The following is an 18,274-nucleotide window of genomic DNA, read 5'->3' as shown; positions in this document are numbered from 1 at the left end:
TAATATTTTTAGATTAATAATACCCCTTCTTTCAATTGGGGGCTACAAATATACAAAAAAGAAATGATACGGCAAGCATTTCATGCATTATTTTTTAGTACTTTTGCTGCAAAGATACACTTTTTCGCACGAATATCCGACACTTTACTACATTTTTTTGCACGAACGCCCTAAATTTCCTTAAATACGCATTCCTGTTCAACAGTTAATTATCAATAATTATAAATACCTTTATTATAAGAGTAGTTATAATTTTCGTAACTTTGTAGCCTATGAATCAAAACAATATCAGCGCCGCAGAACTCTTCCTTAGGGTAAGAGAACTTTTGATACTCCCCGAACTGGAGCCGAAGACACGCAACAAGATGATGCACGATACGCTCATCCTCTGCTGCCACGAAGGAGTAAAGGAAACGAAACAGGCTTTCGGTAACCTTTTCTCCCAGGTAGATTATCTCTGTAAGGCTCACGGCATCAAGGTGGCAGACAAGATTGCCATCCAGACCATGCGCCGGCACAGTAATTCGCAGGAACCGCTCTCAAGCGAAGATTTGAAATATGATGCACGTGCCCTAGCCATCTTCATCTCTGCCGTATTCGGAGTGGATGTTCCCCACGAGCTGAACGTGCTTATTCCCCATACCAACCGCCCTTATCAGAAAGGACTGGAAATCAACAACCACCGCATCCGCTGCATCGTGAAGAACTGGGACAGCGATTTCATCCGCGTGGATATTGACCAAGATGCTGACGAAGAGGAATATCTCGTTCAACTGAAAGATGAAGAGAACCATATCGACCATACCTATCTCTGGGATATCCTGAAGGAAGGTATGCAGCTCAACCTGCTCGACTGTCAGGTGAAACAGCCCGTCATCACTCCCCGACTTATCGTGGTAGAACCCGATTATCTGGTAGATATCAGTAGCATTGCCACCTGCTTCACGGCTTTCGGTCATCATCCCCTGCTCTATCTGCTGAACCAGATGAAGCCCCGCGCCAACACCCAGGCTACCCTGCTCGGTAACTTTGCCGGTGCTGCGCTGGATGACATCATCAATACAAACGGCAAATACCAGATGAACGAAACCATAAAGACGAATTTCAGGGAGAAAGCACTGGAGTTCTGCACCTGTCCCTGGTTTGATGCCAAGAAATTCTATACCGATGCCAGTCTGCAGGCATTCAATCTGCAGCAGGTAGTGGATATTCTCTTTCCCCGCACCGCATCGCAGGCACAGATGTCAGCCTTCCGCGGCGAAAGTCTTTACGACAGGAAGAAAGCCATCCTCGAACCTTCGTTCGTCTGCGAAGCACTCGGCATACAGGGACGTGTGGACCTGATGACCACCGACTGCAAACTGCTGGTGGAGCAGAAATCGGGACGCAACATGAATATCGAAACCCATCAGGTTGATCCGGGGTATCACAGTTATCAGCTGGAGCCCCACTATGTGCAGCTACTGCTCTACTATGGCGTATTGCAGCACAACTTCAAGCTGAGCAACGACCGCGTGAATATCCGTCTGCTCTATTCCAAGTATCAGCCGCAAGACGGACTGATGGTGGTGGCGTATTACCACAAACTCTTCCAGGAAGCCATCACTTACCGCAACCAGCTGGTAGCCGCCTCTTTCGAGATAGCCAAGGAAGGTTTTGAACACGCACTCAACGAGTTTACACCCGATGTGCTCAATGTAGCAGGCACACAGGACTTCTTCTACAATAAGTATCTGAAGCCGCAGATAGAAGCCATCACCAGTCCGCTCCACAACCTCACCCCATTAGAGGAGGCTTACTTCTGCCGCATGATGACCTTCGTGTTGCGGGAACAGATGATCAGCAAGGTGGGCGCACAGGAAGGTACCAACACATCCAGTTCCGACCTCTGGACCATGCCACTCGCCGAAAAGAAAGATGCGGGCAACATCTATACCGACCTGAACATCATCCGAAAGGAACAGAGCAGCGCAGGAAGCGGATATGATACCATCACCCTGAGCGTGCCCGACCAGGGAAAAGACTTCCTGCCCAACTTCCGCATCGGCGACATGGTATATCTCTATACCTACAAGCTGAAGGAAGAACCCGATGTGAGAAAGGCTATATTATATAAAGGTGTACTGCAGGAGATTCACAGCGATGAGATTGTGGTGCATCTCACCGACGGACAGCAGAATGCCGATATCTTCGAGATGAATCTGCCTTACGCCATAGAACATGGAACGAGCGATGCATCGACAGGCGGAAGCATCCGCAACCTGCACCAGTTTATCTGTGCACCCAAGGAGAAGCGCGACCTGCTGCTGGGACAGCGTGCTCCGCAAAGAGATGCCTCGCTTACATTAACCAGACATTACGATGATGCACTGGACGACATCATTCTCCGTGCCAAGCAGGCACAGGATTACTTCCTGCTCGTGGGACCTCCGGGAACAGGAAAGACCAGTCGTGCCCTGAAGTTTATGGTAGAAGAAGCATTGAACGATGGAACGGGAATGCCGACAGCAGAAAGCATCGCCTCGGGAGGCAAGACGGCTCAGCAGCCTGCATCCTCCATCCTCCTGATGAGTTATACCAACCGAGCCGTAGATGAAATCTGCGAGATGCTGGTAGATTCCGGCATCCCATTCCTTCGCCTCGGCAGCGAGTACTCCTGCGACGAGCGGTTCCGCCCTTATCTGATAGAGAAAGCCATCAGCGACTGTCCGAAACTCGAAGCCATCAAACAATATATAATAGGAACGCGTGTAATCGTGGGCACCACTTCGATGATGACCTCCAAGCCGTTCATCTTCTCGCTGAAGCACTTCAAGCTTGCCATCATCGACGAGTCGAGCCAGATACTGGAGCCAAATCTCATCGGTCTCTTATCAGCAGTAGATAAGTTCATCCTCATTGGCGACTACAAGCAGTTGCCAGCCGTGGTGCAGCAGAACGAGCAGGATTCAGGCATTCCTACCATCAACGACAGTCAGAAAGGTGGCATCATCGACATGAGCATCCTGCAGGACATCTGTCTTACCAACTGCCGCAACTCCCTCTTCGAACGTCTGATTCATTGGGAAGATTACGAAGAGCGCAGCGAATTCATCGGCATTCTGCGCCGCCAGGGAAGAATGCATCCCGAGATTGCAGAGTTTCCTAACCGGATGTTCTACCGTCGGGAGAAACTGGAACCCGTGCCATGTCCACACCAGTTGGAGACAGAACTGTCATACACCCTTCCATCAGAAGATGCGCTCGACGACCTGCTGAAGGAGCACCGCATGATATTCCTCCCATCCAAATTCTGCAAGGAACCGAATGTATCCGATAAGATCAATGCCAACGAGGCAGCAATCGTGGTAGACCTGCTTCGCCGCATCCACCGCTTCTATAGAGAACGTTTCGATGCCAAGAAGACGGTAGGCGTCATCGTTCCTTACCGCAACCAGATAGCCATGGTGCGCAAAGGCATCGAAAAGCTCGGCATTCCGGAACTGGAGAAAATCAGTATCGATACCGTAGAGCGGTACCAGGGCAGCCAGCGAGATGTCATCATCTACAGTTTCACCATCCAGAACATCTGGCAGCTCGACTTCCTTGCCGGCAACAGTTTCGTAGAAGACGGCGCCATCATCGACCGCAAGCTGAACGTAGCCATCACCCGTGCCCGAAAGCAGATGATTATGACAGGCAACCCGGAGATATTGCGCAATAATCAGATTTTTAGCGAATTAATGAACTATGTGAAGGAAAAAGGAGGATATTTTTAAAATTTCCCCCAAAAAGTTTGGTGATACGGAAATAAAGTCCTATCTTTGCATTCGAATTATACACAAAAGGATAAACAAGAGACATAGATACAGATATAGGATTCCGGTGCTTCACTGGCACTGGAATTCTTTATTTTTTATGCTACTTGCCAACCGATTATTAATAACATTAAAACAACAAGAAAATTATGGCTTACATGTCACAAGAAGGCTACGACAAACTCGTAGCTGAGCTGAAACAGCTCGTATCTGTAGAGCGCCCTAAGGCATCAGCCGCAATTGCTGAAGCCCGCGACAAGGGTGATTTAAGTGAGAATTCTGAGTATGATGCCGCTAAAGAGGCACAGGCTCATCTGGAAGATAAGATCAATCGCCTGAAGCTCACCATTGCCGAGGCCAAGATTATCGATACCAAGCAGCTCAGCACCGACAGCGTGCAGATTATGTCGAAGGTAGAGATGACCAACATGGCTAACAAGGCAAAGATGACTTATACCATCGTGAGCGAGAGCGAGGCAAACTTGAAGGAAGGAAAGATTTCCATCAAGACTCCTATCGCACAGGGATTGCTCAACAAGAAGGTAGGTGAGGTTGCAGAAATCAAGATTCCTCGCGGCACCATCAACCTTCGCATCGACAAGATTTCATTTGAATAAAACGGAATAAAAGGAACTATCATATCGGCAGCGATGCCCGTATGACGGTTCCTTTTTATGTTATATGTAAGCCAACCCGATATACTCTACAGAAAATGAAAGTAGCCGATGCAACGACATCAAAAAGAGAATAAGATAATATGTATTATAAATTATTAATTATAAATTGATTAGCGATTATGGCAAGCATTTTTTCAAAGATTGCAGCAGGAGAGATTCCTAGCTACAAGTGTGCAGAAAGCGACAAGTTCTATGCTTTCCTCGACATTAGCCCTATCGGCAAAGGTCATACTCTGGTAATTCCCCGTAAGGAAGTTGATTACATCTTCGATATGGAAGACAAAGACCTGGCTGAGTTTGAGGTTTTCGCCAAGAAGGTAGCCAAGGCTATCAAGGCAGCCTTCCCATGCAAGAAAGTGTCGCAGGTTGTTTTGGGGCTGGAGGTTCCTCATGCCCATATCCACCTCATCCCAATGAACAGCGAAGCTGATGTAAACTTCCGCAAGGAGCATCTCAAACTCACAGAGGAAGAGTTCAAGGAAATTGCTGATAAGATCTATACAGAATTCAAGAAACTTTAAATGCAAGAAGTTTCAAACAGAAAAAGAGCTGCGAATATGCTTCGCAGCTCTTTTTATATCTTTATTTCATAAGCTCTTGCTTAGACGAACTCATCGCCTTTCTTCATCTGCACCTCGTTTACATATTTACGCACCAGGGCAGAAGAATCTTCTTTCTTGCATATCAACAATACATTGTCATTCTCGGCTACTATGAAACCATCCAGTCCGTTCAATACAGCCAACTTTCCTTTAGGCAACTTGATTACATTGTTGTGACAATTCTCCATCATCACATCGCTATCAATAACCACGTTGTCATCGCTGCTCTTCTGCATCGCCTCGTAGATACTGTGCCAGGTACCCAGATCAGCCCAGCCGAAGTCACACTTCATCATATAGACATTGCTAGGTTTGTCAAGCACTCCGAAATCTACTGATATATTAGGATAAGAAGAGAAGCTCTCTTTCATGTATGCATTCTCTGTCTCCACACTGAATTCGGGATACTGTTTATCGTAATCACGGAGTACAGGGGGCAGAATCTTGCAAAAACACTCACGCAGATACTTCACATTAGAAAGGAATAAACCCGTATTCCAATAGAACTCTCCACTCTCTACAAAAATCTTGGCAAACTCTCTTTCCGGTTTCTCTGTAAACGACTGCACCTTATACAATCCGTTGCCGATAGCTTCACCCATCTGAATATATCCATATCCAGGTTCAGGACGGGTTGGTTTCACACCCATCGTCAGGAAACGGTCATGTTCAGCCACAAAAGCCAGACCTTCCAATACGTTCTCCCGGAAAGCATCTTCATTGAAGATAGCCTGATCCGAAGGAGTTGCGATGATGCAGGCATCAGGATTGAGCATCGAGATGCGATGATTGGCCCATGCCATGCTAGGTGCCGTATTGCGATGAATAGGTTCCGCCAATATCCGTTCTGCAGGAACCTCAGGCAACTGTTCCTTTACCAGTTGAACATATTCTTCATTTGTGTTGATAAATATATGGTCGGCAGGCACGATCTTTGCCATACGGTCAAAGGTTTGCTGAAGCTGGGTGCGCCCCACTCCAAAGAAGTCGACAAACTGCTTCGGATAGTTGCTGCGGCTGCAAGGCCAGAGTCTGCGGCCCTTACCTCCCGCCAATATCACACAATAATTATTTCCGTTACTCTTCATATCTTGAGTCTAATATTTTGTTGGTTTTCAAAATTCATCTGTAAAGTTAGTGATTATCCGTGAAAGTGCCAAAGATTTTCTTGAAATTTAATAAAGTGGACTATAAAAACAACAAAAATTTAATGTTTCTGCATTAAAAATGCATTTTTTGAAAAAAAAGTCACTAAAAAGTTTGTCAGTTCAAAAATTATTAGTACCTTTGCAACCGCAAATAAGCAAAGTGGTATTTGCCCAGATGGCGGAATCGGTAGACGCGCTGGTCTCAAACACCAGTGGAGCAATCCATCCCGGTTCGATCCCGGGTCTGGGTACCAAGATGGAGAGAAGTTTACTTCTCTCCTTTTTTCGTTTATATACCTTAGTATATATACACATTTATCCCTGCATATCTACCCACTTACATCCTATCATATCCCCCATTCCACGAAAACGTTTACAGCGATTTATTTAGAATAAGCCTTTCTATTTTTGGTTTTTCAAAAGATAATATTTATCTTTGCAGAAGAAATAACTTATATATAATAACCCAACAAACCGAAAAAATAGATGAAGAAATTTTTTAGCATGGTATGTGCTTGCTTGTTGGCGCTAAGTGCCCAGGCAACCGACATCAAGAAGTATGATGCTCTTTACGAGAATCTACCATTCCAGATGGAGAAGGTGACCCGTCCGCAATTCCCAGCCAATGAGGTAAACCTCAAGGACTTTGGTGCTATTGGAGATGGCTCTTCTCTCTGTACCACAGCCTTTGCCAAGGCTATCGATGCGCTGACTCAGAAAGGCGGCGGCAAACTCATCGTTCCACAGGGCGTATGGTTCACAGGTCCTATCGTATTGAAGAGCAACATCAACCTGCATCTCGAAAAAGGTGCAGTCATCCTTTTCTCACCAGATGATGCCCACTATCCTTTTATAGAAACATCGTTTGAGGGTTTGGATACACGCCGCTGCCAGTCGCCTATCTCTGGCCATCATCTTACCAACGTGGCAATTACCGGTCAGGGGTGCATTGACGGAAACGGAGAATACTGGCGCCCATTGAAGAAGCAGAAGGTTACCGCTGCACAGTGGAAGCAGATTACTTCACGTGGCGGTGCATTCAAGAGAGCCGATTACTGGTTCCCATCAGAAGGTGCATTGAAGGCAGACAACAGTGCCAACATGAATGTGCCTAAAACTCCAGCTTCAGAAGAAGAATGGAATGAGATCAAGCGTTTCCTCCGCCCTGTAATGATCAGTCTCGTAAACTGCAAGAACGTTTGGCTTAATGGTGTCATCTTCCAGAATTCACCTGCATGGAACATCCATCCGCTGATGTGCGAGAACGTTCTTATAGAAGATGTATTGGTTCGTAACCCTTCATACGCTCAGAATGGTGACGGTCTTGACCTGGAGAGCTGCAAGAATGCACTTATCGTCAACTCTACTTTCGATGTAGGCGATGATGGTATCTGCATCAAGAGCGGTAAGGATGCTGACGGAAGAAAGCGCGGCATTCCTTGCGAGAATGTCATCGTAAACGGCTGTACCGTATTCAAGGGGCACGGTGGTTTCGTTGTTGGCAGCGAGATGAGTGGTGGCGTAAAGAATATCAAGGTGAGCGACTGCCAGTTCCTCGGCACCGATGTAGGTCTCCGTTTCAAGAGTACCCGCGGTCGTGGTGGCGTAGTAGAGAATATCTACATCGACAACATGTCTATGTTTGATATTCAGACAGATGTCATCACCTTCGACCTTTACTACGGTGGCAAGTCTGCCGTTGAGGTTCTCAACGATGGCGATGAGGCTAAGAGCCAGAAGGTACAGAAGTTCAAGGTAGACGAGACAACACCTTGCTTCCGCAATATCGACATCAACCATGTCATCTGCCGCACAGCCCGTCGTGCAGCTTACTTCAACGGTCTCCCAGAGATGCCGGTAAGCAACATCCATATCAGGGATATGGAGGTAAACAATGCTGAGTACGGTATCGTCATCAACCGTACTGACGGCGTGAAGCTCGAAAACATCAAGGTTAGTGCAAAGAATCACACCTTCGATGCAAAGAACTCGAAGAATGTGACTGTCAACGACAAGACATACAAGAAGATTGATGAAAAGGGTATCACCCTCGATTTCTAATATCGCCTTGATGATAAAAGACAGATTAGACATTCTCCGTATCTGTCTGAAAAAACGAAAAGGAGGTAAATACCTATCGATGGCATTTACCTCCTTTTCGTTTATAATAATCGACAGAAAAAACAGACTTCGTTTTAAATTAAAGGACCAAATTTGTAGCCTCTAATCCTTGAAATCTATACTCAATTCGCCAGTTCCTAAAAGATTGTAACTCATGCGATGATATGGAGTGACTCCAAATTCCCTGATGGCAGCACGATGCTTCTTGGTAGGATAACCCTTGTTGCCTTTCCAGTCGTACTGCGGATATTCTTCTGCCAGCGCATCCATGTAATCATCACGATAGGTCTTGGCAAGGATGCTGGCAGCTGCAATAGACAGATACTTGCCGTCACCCTTTACGATGGTTGTATAAGGCAAATCCTTGTAGGGTTTGAAGCGGTTACCATCCACGATAACTGCCTCCGGACGAACCTTGAGCTGGTCCAGGGCACGGTGCATAGCCAGAAAACTGGCGTTGAGGATATTGATTTTATCGATTTCTTCGGGAGTAACAATGCCCACGGCCCAAGCTACAGCATCACGCTCTATCTGCTCGCGGAGCGCCTTGCGCTTCTTATCTGTGAGCTTCTTACTGTCGTTCAATTCGGCATTCTGATAACCGGGCGGAAGGATAACGGCTGCTGCATATACGCTGCCTGCCAGACATCCTCTGCCAGCCTCATCGCAGCCAGCCTCTACCATATCCTTATAATAATGACTTTCTAACATAATTATGATGAATTTTACGTGCGCTGTATGCGGCTAAAAAGTCTTTATCTTTAGAACATCATAGCCACGCGTTTTACGCCCGCTACAAGCGCATCTATTTCTTCCTTGGTGTTGTACAAGGCAAAGCTGGCACGAACGGTGCCGAGAATGCCGTAGCGCTCCATCAAAGGCTGAGCGCAATGATGACCGGTACGTACAGCGATACCCAGACGGTCGAGCAAGGTTCCCATATCCATGTGATGAATATCACCAACCAAGAAGCTGACAACGGCATCTTTGCCCTCCTGTTCACCAAAAAGTCTGATTCCATCGATGGTTCGCATCTGCTCCATACAGTAGTGAGTGAGTTCCTGCTCGTGCTTGGCAATGTTATCCATGCCGAGCGCAGAAACATAATCGATGGCTTTTGCCAGACCGTGGGTAGCTACATAATCAGGAGTACCAGCCTCGAACTTGAAAGGTAACTTCTCGAAAGTAGTCTTTTCGAAACTTACGCTCTCAATCATTTCGCCACCGCCCTGATAAGGAGGCAACTTGTCGAGCCATTCTTCCTTGCCGTAAAGCACACCGATACCGGTAGGACCATAAATCTTATGTCCGCTGAAAGCGAAGAAATCGCAATCCATATCCTGTACATCCACAGCAAAATGAGGAGTACTCTGAGCGCCATCCACCATGACAGGCACATCGTGCTCATGAGCAATCTTTATCATCTCTTTTACCGGATTCACCGTACCGAGCACGTTGCTCACCTGGGCGATGCTCACGATTTTAGTGCGTTCGGTAAATAAATTGGCGAATTCATCGAGGTTAATCTCACCTTTATCGTTGATAGGGATTACACGGATGGCGATTCCCTTCTTGGCAGCCTGCAACTGCCAAGGCACGATATTGGAGTGATGTTCCATGGTAGAGATAATCACCTCGTCGCCCTCGCTCATAAAGGCATCGCAGAACGATGAAACCACGAGATTCAGACTCTCTGTTGTGCCACGGGTAAAGATGACTTCCTCAACCTTAGGCGCATTGATAAACTTGCGCACGGTTTCGCGGGCTGCCTCATGAAGGTCGGTAGCCTGCTGAGAGAGATAGTGAACACCACGATGCACATTGGCATTTACATTGAGATACTCATCGCGCATGGCATCGAGCACGCACAATGGCTTCTGTGTGGTTGCCGCATTATCCAGATACACCAATGGCTTATCATAGACCTTTCTCGATAAAATCGGGAAATCTGCTCTTACTTGATTGATATCATACATATTTTTAAGAACTTAACTCCTTTAAAAGGATATTATCTACTTGCAAAGCTTGCAGCCCTCGCACTTATTGAGTTCACCACGGAATCGCTTCTCTACGAGATGATGCAGGCGATCACGCAATGGCTCCAGTTCCATCTTGTCGATGACCTCGTTGATAAATGCAAACTGAAGGAGCAACTTAGCCTCCTCGCGGCTCACACCACGCTGCTGCATATAGAACAGGGCGGCATCGTTGAGCTGACCAACAGTACTACCGTGCGCACACTTCACATCATCGGCATAAATCTCTAGCATCGGCTGGGTGAACATACGGGCTGTCTTCGTAGCACAGAGGTTCTGGTTGGTTTCCTGAGAAACAGTTTTCTGGGCACCATGACGAACCAACACTCTACCGGCGAAAGCACCACGTGCCTCACCATCGAGCACATACTTATAAAGTTCGTTGCTGGTACAATGACCCACCTGATGATCGATGAGCGTATTGTTATCAACCACCTGGTTCTTGTCGGCAATCACACAACCATTGCAGAAGCACTCAGCTCCCTCGCCCTTGAATACGAGGTCAAGACGGTTGCGGGTAATACCGTTATGAAGGGTGATGACGTTATGGTTTACACGGCTGTTAGCCTGCTGCTCGATATAAACGTTACTGACACGGCGATTCTTGTAATGAGTCTCCTCCAGACAATAGAGGTCGAGACTGGCATTCTCGCCAACATAAGCCTCGATAACCTGGGTAGCGAGGAAGTTCTTGTCATCGGCTGCATGGTCGCAGAAGAGGAACTTAGCCTCAGCACCCTGTTCCATCACGATGAGTACACGGCGGTTTACCATCAAATCTACATCCGAACGGAGAATATTGATGACCTGAATAGTTCGCTCTACCTTTACATTCTTTGGAACATAAATCAGCAAGCCATCCTGTGCCAGGAATGTATTCAATGCGGTGATGCCATCTTCATCGGTTTTGGCAATCTTAGCGTAGTATTTCCCGATGAATTCAGGGTTTTCTGCAGCAATCTTGTTCAAAGAGTCCACAATTACGCCCTCCGGAAGCTCTACTTTAGGCAATGCTTTGTTATAAAAAGCATCGTTCACCACGAAGTAGAGCGAAGTGCTCAGATTAGGCACATCGCAGCGGAAAGCTTCGTATGGATCTACCGGAATTTCCAGACGGTTCAAGTTCAAGCCATAGTCTGGCTCGAAGATGGCGCTCATATCTGTGTACTTGTATCTTTCTACCTTTCGGGAAGGGAAGCCCAAGCGACGGAAGTTCTCAAACGCAGCATCGCGCACCGCATTGAGCACCTCAGCACTGTTCTTCTTGATCACTCTCGAAGAAGACTGATACAAGTCTAAATATTGTTTTTCTGAAAGCATAGCCATCCTCCTTATTATTTCTCATCTACTTCAGCCTTAATCCAGTCGTAGCCACGAGCCTCAATCTCCTTGGCAAGTTCAGGACCAGCAGTCTTCACGATTCTACCCTTATAGAGTACGTGAACCACACTTGGCTTAATCATATCGAGCAGACGCTCATAGTGAGTGATGACGATGGCAGATGTCTTGTCGGTATGCATCTTGTTCACACCGTCAGCCACGATACGCATCGCATCCACATCGAGACCAGAGTCGGTTTCATCGAGGATAGAGAGCTTTGGCTCCAGCATAGCCATCTGGAAAATCTCGTTGCGCTTCTTCTCACCACCCGAGAAACCTTCGTTTACTGAACGGCGAGCCAACTTGCTATCCAATTCCACCAATTCGCGCTTCTCACGCATCAGCTTCATGAATTCGCTTGTATTCAATGGTTCCAAACCCTGATACTCACGCTTGGCATTGATAGCCGCACGCATGAAGTTGGTCATGGATACACCAGGAATCTCCACCGGATACTGGAAAGAGAGGAACACGCCTTCACGGGCACGGTCCTCTGGCTTCATATCCAGGAGGTTCTTGCCGTTGAAGATAGCCTCACCCTCGGTTACGGTATAGAGAGGGTTACCTGTGAGCACAGCGCTCAAGGTTGACTTACCGGAACCGTTAGGTCCCATGATAGCATGTATCTCACCATCGTTGATAGTCAGGTTGATACCTTTCAATATTTCTTTGCCTGCAATAGTTGCATGCAGATTCTTTACCTCTAACATAATTTTAGTCAATTTTTATCGATTTCATCGAGAATTATGATAACTATCCTACGGTTCCTTCGAGTGAAACACTCAGGAGTTTCTGTGCCTCTACGGCAAACTCCATAGGCAACTTGTTGAGCACATCCTTGGCATAACCATTTACGATCAAGCCGACAGCCTCCTCGGTAGGAATGCCTCGCTGATTGCAATAGAAGAGCTGGTCTTCTGAAATCTTCGAGGTAGTTGCCTCATGCTCGAACACGGCTGTGTCGTTATGGGCATCCATATATGGGAAGGTATGCGCTCCACAATCGCTGCCCAGCAACAAGGAGTCGCAGGAACTGTAGTTGCGTGCATTGTCGGCATTGGATGTGGCACGAACCAGACCTCGATAGGAGTTCTGGCTATGACCTGCCGAGATACCCTTCGAGATGATGGTACTCTTGGTGTTCTTACCCATGTGAATCATCTTGGTACCGGTATCAGCCTCCTGATAGTTGTTGGTAACAGCTACGCTGTAGAACTCAGCTACAGAGTTGTCGCCACGCAAGATACAGGAAGGATACTTCCAGGTAATCGCAGAACCCGTCTCTACCTGAGTCCAGCTCAACTTAGAGTTCACACCGCGCAAGTCGCCTCGCTTGGTTACCAGGTTCAGCACACCACCCTTACCATGCTCATCACCAGGATACCAGTTCTGAACGGTAGAGTATTTCACCTCAGCATTATCCTTGACAATAATCTCTACGATAGCCGCATGGAGCTGGTTCTCATCACGCATTGGCGCTGTACATCCCTCCAGGTAAGAAACGTAGGCACCATCATCGGCGATGATCAATGTACGCTCAAACTGACCGGTGTTACGGGCATTGATGCGGAAGTAACTGCTCAACTCCATCGGGCAGCGGACGCCCTTAGGAATATAAACGAATGAGCCATCACTGAATACGCAACTGTTCAAGGCTGCATAAAAGTTATCACGATAAGGAACCACGGTTCCCAGATACTCTCTTACCAGATCAGGATGCTCCTTCACAGCCTCACCAATACTGCAGAAGATGACGCCCTTCTCACGGAGTTTCTCCTTGAAGGTAGTCTTCACCGACACAGAGTCCATGATGGCATCTACAGCGGTACCGCTCAAAGCCAGACGCTCCTCCAGAGGAATACCGAGTTTGTCGAATGTTTTCTCCAACTCAGGATCAATCTCCTGGTTTTTTGGCTTCTTTGCCAAAGGGTCGGCATAGTATGAAATCTCCTGGTAGTCAATAGGTGGCACGTGAACGTGTCCCCACTTTGGCTCCTTGAGCGTCTTCCAGTAATTGTAGGCTTTCAGACGAAATTCGAGCATCCAGTCTGGCTCTCCCTTCTTCTGCGAGATCAGGCGCACAACATCCTCGTTGAGACCCTTTTCTATGATTTCAGTATGTACATCGGTGGTAAAACCATACTCGTATTTCTGGTCTATCACATCCTTGACAACCTGATTCTGTTCTTTCTCTATTTCTGCCATTGTTATTTAGAATAACCGTTCGTTATTTTAACCCTAAATAGGGATAAGCCGCTGAGGACTCATCCCTACCTTATTATATATATGATAGAGCGAAAAACAAATGAATTCTTCGCTTTTCGTTCTTCACTCTTCACTTTATTAAAGCTTCTGCTCTACCTCGATCTCAGTGAAGGTCTCGATAACGTCGCCCTCCTGGATATCGTTGTAGTTGACGAGGCTCAAACCGCATTCCATACCGGTAACCACCTCCTTAACATCGTCCTTGTAACGCTTCAAGGCATCGATTTCTGCAGTACGTATCACGATACCGTCACGGATGACGCGAGCCTTATCCTTAGCGTGTACCTTACCCTCGGTAACGAGACAACCGGCAATAGTACCCACCTTAGAAATCTTGAAGGTCTGCTTAACCTCAACCTGACCGGTAACGATTTCCTTCTTCACCTTGTCGAGCATACCAACCATCGCACTCTTGATATCATCGATAGCATCGTAGATGATAGAGTATGTGTTGATCTCAACACCCTCACGGTCGGCAGCCTTACGAGCATCGGCAGATGGACGAACCTGGAAACCAACGATGACTGCATCTGAAGCAGATGCCAGCATCACGTCGTTCTCTGAAATCTGACCCACAGCCTTGTTCACCACGTTCACCTGAACCTTCTCGGTAGAAAGCTTGATGAATGAGTCGCTCAAAGCCTCAACAGAACCATCGGTATCACCCTTCACGATGACGTTCAACTCATGGAACTCACCACGTGCGATACGGTGAGAGATATCACCCAGGGTCAAGCGCTTCTGAGTACGCAAGCCCTGCTCACGCTGCAGCTGCTCACGCTTGTTGGCGATTTCGCGAGCCTCCTGCTCTGTCTCGATTACGTGGAACTGGTCACCTGCAGTAGGCGCACCATTCAAACCGAGGATGATAGCTGGCTCAGCAGGAGCTGCTGACTTGATGTTGGCATTACGCTCATTGAACATCGCCTTGACACGCCCCCAAGAAGTACCGGCGAGTACGATGTCGCCTACCTTCAGGGTACCGTTGGCAACCAATACGGTAGAAACATATCCACGACCCTTGTCGAGAGAAGACTCGATGATGGTACCTGTAGCACGACGGTTAGGGTTAGCCTTCAAGTCGAGCATGTCAGCCTCGAGGAGCACCTTGTCGAGCAAATCGTGAACACCGATACCCTTCTTGGCACTGATTTCCTGGCACTGATACTTACCACCCCACTCCTCAACGAGCAGGTTCATGTTAGCCAAGTCCTCACGGATACGGTCTGGGTTAGCACCTGGCTTATCAATCTTGTTGATTGCGAATACCATAGGCACACCGGCAGCCTGGGCATGAGCGATAGCCTCTTTGGTGGTAGGCATCACAGAGTCATCGGCTGCGATGATGATGATGGCGATATCGGTAGCCTGGGCACCACGGGCACGCATGGCGGTAAACGCCTCGTGACCTGGAGTATCAAGGAAGGTAACCTTGCGGCCACTGTTCAGCGTAACACTGTATGCACCGATATGCTGGGTAATACCACCTGCCTCACCGGCAATCACATTGGTATTGCGGATATAGTCGAGCAAAGAGGTCTTACCATGGTCTACGTGACCCATGACGGTTACGATTGGAGCACGTGGAACCAAGTCGTTCTCATCATCCTCTTCCTCGCTCACGGCCTCCTGAACCTCGGCACTCACGTATTCGGTCTTGAAACCGAACTCCTCAGCTACCATATTGATGGTCTCTGCATCCAGGCGCTGGTTGATAGATACCATGATACCTACGCCCATCAGTGTAGAGATAACCTGAGTAACGCTGATATCCATCATCGTAGCCAACTCGCTAACGGTAACGAACTCAGTAAGTTTCAGGGTCTTGCTTTCCTTCTGCTCCTGACGAGCCTGATCCTGCAACTTCTCCTGAACAGCCTCACGCTTCTCCTTACGGTACTTAGCACCCTTCTTGTTCTGACTCTTGCTGGTCAAACGTGCAAGAGTCTCCTTAACCTGGCGTGCTACAGCCTCGTCATCAACCTCGATCTGGCGCTGATTGCTGCGGTTGTTGTTATTGCCGCGATTATTATTGTTATTATTTCTGTTGCGGTTCTTGTTCTTCTTGTTATTACCGCCGTTGTTGCCATTACCTCCGCCATTATTCTTAGCTTCGGCAATGATGTCAACACGTTCTTTGTTGATACGAACACGCTTTTTGCGCTCATTGTGCTGTTGAGCCATTTTCTCCTCACGTTCCTTGCGGCGCTCCTCCTTGGTTTTCTTCTTAGGACGAGTGCTCTGGTTGAGGGAAGACAAATCTATCTTGCCCAACACCTTAGGCTCATTAGCAGTAAACTTCTTCTCACTCTTGAGAGTAAACACGCTGTTATCTGCTGCGCCAGCAGAATGCTGTGCAGTTTCATTCTTAGCATGATGATGCTCTTTCTTTCCCTGAGGAACATTCTGCTTATTCATCTGAGCGTTTGACTGCTGTGATTTCTGATGATTTTCCTGTTTCATTTGCTGTTTATGCTGAGAAGCCTGTTGTGGCTTCTGTTCCTTCTTTTGCTCAGCCTTAGGAGCGTCTTTCTTCTGCTCAGGACTGACGGCAGCAGTCTCAGGCTTTTCCGCAACAGACTCTGCAGCAGGCTTCTTACCGATATTGTCCAAGTCAATCTTTCCCAGCGGCTTATACTGCTGCCGTCCATTAGACTCCAACAAGCTTTCAGCGCGATTGTCCTTCTGCTCTGGCGCACGCTTCTTATCTTTTGCTTTTTTGGTAAAGAGTTTCTCAGCCTGATCACGAACCTCTCTGTCCTGACTGAAGGCATCATTCAATGCCTTGTATTGCTGGTCGGTGAGTTTGAAGCTCGGTTCTGCCTTGACATCTCCCAGGTCTTTTCTTTTCTCTAGGAATTCAACTGCCGTCTGAAGTCCTATATTTAATTCACGTAGTGCTTTATTTAATCTGATGCTCATAAATTATTTATTCTCCTATTTTTAAAGTTAGATTCCCTGCAAGCACTCGCTGGCAAGGGAATTATTGTTCGAATTCGGCGCGCAACACGCTGAGTACATGATCAACGGTCTCCTCTTCGAGGTCGGCCTTCTCAATCAGCAAGTTGCGAGGTGCATTGAGTACCTGCTTGGCAGTATCAAGACCGATGCCCTTGATAGCATCGATAACCCACTGGTCAATCTCATCAGAGAACTCATCCAAGTAGATATCCTCATCGGCCTCATTCTCGTCTACCTCACGGAATACATCGATGGTATATTCTGTAAGCATAGAAGCCAGTTTGATGTTCATACCGCCACGGCCGATAGCCAAACTAACTTCCTCAGGCTGCAAGTAAACCTCTGCTTTCTTGTTCTCATCATCAACATTGATTGAAGAAACCTTGGCTGGAGCCAACGCACGCTGAATGAAGAGTTTGGTATTGCTTGAGTAGTTGATGACATCGAGATTCTCGTTGCAAAGTTCGCGAACGATACCGTGAACGCGGCTACCCTTAACACCTACACATGCACCAACCGGGTCGATACGCTCATCGAATGTTTCAACAGCAATCTTAGCACGCTCTCCCGGAAGACGGGCGATACGGCGGATTGCAATCAGACCGTCTGCAATCTCAGGAACCTCAGCCTCCAACAGGCGTTGCAGGAAGATTGGAGCAGTACGGCTCAAGATAATCTTTGGATTATTGTTCTCGTTGTCTACACGAAGGATGACCGCACGAACAGTCTCACCCTTGCGGTAAGTATCACCAGGAATCTGCTCAGTCTTAGGCAACATGAGTTCGTTGTTCTCATCATCTACAATCAGAACCTCGCGCTTCCAAACCTGATAAACCTCACCAGAGATAACCTGACCTACGCGATCCTTATATTTGTTGTAGAGTGAATCATGCTCCAACTCAAGAATCTTGGAAGCCAAAGTCTGACGAAGAGTCAAGATGGCACGACGACCAAACTTATTGAAGTCAACCGTCTCACTTACATCCTCACCAACCTCGTAATCCGGCTCAATCTTACGAGCCTCAGAAAGTGTAATTTCCTTATTTTCATCTTCAACTTCGCCATCAGCAACAACAATACGGTTGCGATAAATTTCGAAGTCACCCTTGTCAGGGTTCACGATGACATCAAAGTTTTCGTCACTACCAAAAATCTTGGCAAGTACATTACGGAAGCTCTCCTCCAATACACTTACCAATGTAGTACGGTCGATATTCTTTGTTTCTTTAAACTCGCGGAATGTATCAATCATACTCGCTGTCAATTCTTGCTCTTTTTTAGCCATAA

The 18,274-nt window shown here is 47.3% G+C and carries 12 protein-coding genes and 1 tRNA gene; 5 read left to right on the top strand and 8 right to left on the bottom strand.

Features of this window, described 5'->3' with window-relative positions; translation table 11 throughout:
- Positions 1-272: 272 nt before the first annotated feature.
- The 3 genes from KUA48_RS09760 to KUA48_RS09750 all read left to right on the top strand — a co-directional run bounded on the left by KUA48_RS09760 (position 273) and on the right by KUA48_RS09750 (position 4,995).
- The gene (locus tag KUA48_RS09760; RefSeq protein ID WP_218431921.1) at positions 273-3,758 is read left to right on the top strand and encodes an ATP-binding protein; all 3,486 of its coding nucleotides are present in this window, start codon (positions 273-275) and stop codon (positions 3,756-3,758) included.
- Positions 3,759-3,946: 188 nt separating this feature from the next.
- Entirely contained in the window at positions 3,947-4,414 is a 468-nt protein-coding gene (gene greA, locus KUA48_RS09755; protein WP_006847697.1) for a transcription elongation factor GreA, read from the top strand.
- Between the two features lie 179 nt (positions 4,415-4,593).
- A complete protein-coding gene (locus KUA48_RS09750) occupies positions 4,594-4,995 on the top strand; it encodes an HIT family protein (protein ID WP_218431922.1) in 402 nt (133 codons plus the stop codon).
- A gap of 80 nt (positions 4,996-5,075) precedes the next feature.
- Here the strand turns inward: KUA48_RS09750 and KUA48_RS09745 are convergent, their stop codons facing one another.
- On the bottom strand, positions 5,076-6,164 hold the full coding sequence (locus KUA48_RS09745) for a mannose-1-phosphate guanylyltransferase (RefSeq protein ID WP_022253094.1): 1,089 nt from the start codon (positions 6,162-6,164) through the stop codon (positions 5,076-5,078).
- 229 nt (positions 6,165-6,393) lie between these two features.
- On the opposite strand from KUA48_RS09745, the gene KUA48_RS09740 reads away from it, so the two are divergent.
- Both KUA48_RS09740 and KUA48_RS09735 read left to right on the top strand, forming a co-directional pair.
- Positions 6,394-6,478 (top strand) — tRNA-Leu (locus tag KUA48_RS09740).
- Positions 6,479-6,710: 232 nt separating this feature from the next.
- On the top strand, positions 6,711-8,285 hold the full coding sequence (locus tag KUA48_RS09735) for a glycoside hydrolase family 28 protein (protein WP_218431923.1): 1,575 nt from the start codon (positions 6,711-6,713) through the stop codon (positions 8,283-8,285).
- Between the two features lie 162 nt (positions 8,286-8,447).
- On the opposite strand, the gene KUA48_RS09730 is transcribed toward KUA48_RS09735, so the two are convergent.
- The 7 genes from KUA48_RS09730 to nusA all read right to left on the bottom strand — a co-directional run bounded on the left by KUA48_RS09730 (position 8,448) and on the right by nusA (position 18,272).
- Positions 8,448-9,056 (bottom strand): ribonuclease HII, encoded by a 609-nt coding sequence (locus tag KUA48_RS09730; protein ID WP_117695264.1) that lies wholly within the window; start codon positions 9,054-9,056, stop codon positions 8,448-8,450.
- Positions 9,057-9,106: 50 nt separating this feature from the next.
- The gene (locus KUA48_RS09725; protein ID WP_118255328.1) at positions 9,107-10,321 is read right to left on the bottom strand and encodes an aminotransferase class V-fold PLP-dependent enzyme; all 1,215 of its coding nucleotides are present in this window, start codon (positions 10,319-10,321) and stop codon (positions 9,107-9,109) included.
- 36 nt (positions 10,322-10,357) lie between these two features.
- Complete coding sequence (sufD, locus tag KUA48_RS09720) at positions 10,358-11,701, bottom strand: Fe-S cluster assembly protein SufD (RefSeq protein ID WP_218431944.1); 1,344 nt, start codon at positions 11,699-11,701, stop codon at positions 10,358-10,360.
- A 14-nt stretch (positions 11,702-11,715) separates the two neighbouring features.
- Positions 11,716-12,471 carry a Fe-S cluster assembly ATPase SufC gene (sufC, locus tag KUA48_RS09715; protein WP_218431924.1) on the bottom strand — a complete coding sequence of 252 codons (756 nt, stop codon included), beginning with the start codon at positions 12,469-12,471 and terminating at the stop codon, positions 11,716-11,718.
- Positions 12,472-12,514: 43 nt separating this feature from the next.
- Positions 12,515-13,966, bottom strand: a complete 1,452-nt coding sequence (gene sufB, locus KUA48_RS09710; protein ID WP_119227394.1) for a Fe-S cluster assembly protein SufB — start codon at positions 13,964-13,966, stop codon at positions 12,515-12,517.
- Positions 13,967-14,104: 138 nt separating this feature from the next.
- A complete protein-coding gene (gene infB, locus KUA48_RS09705) occupies positions 14,105-16,948 on the bottom strand; it encodes a translation initiation factor IF-2 (RefSeq protein WP_153087748.1) in 2,844 nt (947 codons plus the stop codon).
- A 61-nt stretch (positions 16,949-17,009) separates the two neighbouring features.
- Positions 17,010-18,272 carry a transcription termination factor NusA gene (gene nusA, locus KUA48_RS09700; RefSeq protein WP_022120775.1) on the bottom strand — a complete coding sequence of 421 codons (1,263 nt, stop codon included), beginning with the start codon at positions 18,270-18,272 and terminating at the stop codon, positions 17,010-17,012.
- Positions 18,273-18,274 lie beyond the last annotated feature (2 nt).

It is taken from the genome of Segatella copri, assembly GCF_019249795.2.
Taxonomy (GTDB): Bacteria; Bacteroidota; Bacteroidia; order Bacteroidales; family Bacteroidaceae; genus Prevotella; species Prevotella copri_B.
This window is presented reverse-complemented; position numbering and strand designations above follow the sequence as displayed.

What these genes read in the sequence shown, in the direction of transcription:
- KUA48_RS09760 (WP_218431921.1), top strand. Translation starts at nt 273, where the DNA reads ATGAATCAAAACAATATCAGCGCCGCAGAACTCTTCCTTAGGGTAAGA.
- greA (WP_006847697.1), top strand. Translation starts at nt 3,947, where the DNA reads ATGGCTTACATGTCACAAGAAGGCTACGACAAACTCGTAGCTGAGCTG.
- KUA48_RS09750 (WP_218431922.1), top strand. Translation starts at nt 4,594, where the DNA reads ATGGCAAGCATTTTTTCAAAGATTGCAGCAGGAGAGATTCCTAGCTAC.
- KUA48_RS09745 (WP_022253094.1), bottom strand. Translation starts at nt 6,164, where the DNA reads ATGAAGAGTAACGGAAATAATTATTGTGTGATATTGGCGGGAGGTAAG.
- KUA48_RS09735 (WP_218431923.1), top strand. Translation starts at nt 6,711, where the DNA reads ATGAAGAAATTTTTTAGCATGGTATGTGCTTGCTTGTTGGCGCTAAGT.
- KUA48_RS09730 (WP_117695264.1), bottom strand. Translation starts at nt 9,056, where the DNA reads ATGTTAGAAAGTCATTATTATAAGGATATGGTAGAGGCTGGCTGCGAT.
- KUA48_RS09725 (WP_118255328.1), bottom strand. Translation starts at nt 10,321, where the DNA reads ATGTATGATATCAATCAAGTAAGAGCAGATTTCCCGATTTTATCGAGA.
- sufD (WP_218431944.1), bottom strand. Translation starts at nt 11,701, where the DNA reads ATGCTTTCAGAAAAACAATATTTAGACTTGTATCAGTCTTCTTCGAGA.
- sufC (WP_218431924.1), bottom strand. Translation starts at nt 12,471, where the DNA reads ATGTTAGAGGTAAAGAATCTGCATGCAACTATTGCAGGCAAAGAAATA.
- sufB (WP_119227394.1), bottom strand. Translation starts at nt 13,966, where the DNA reads ATGGCAGAAATAGAGAAAGAACAGAATCAGGTTGTCAAGGATGTGATA.
- infB (WP_153087748.1), bottom strand. Translation starts at nt 16,948, where the DNA reads ATGAGCATCAGATTAAATAAAGCACTACGTGAATTAAATATAGGACTT.
- nusA (WP_022120775.1), bottom strand. Translation starts at nt 18,272, where the DNA reads ATGGCTAAAAAAGAGCAAGAATTGACAGCGAGTATGATTGATACATTC.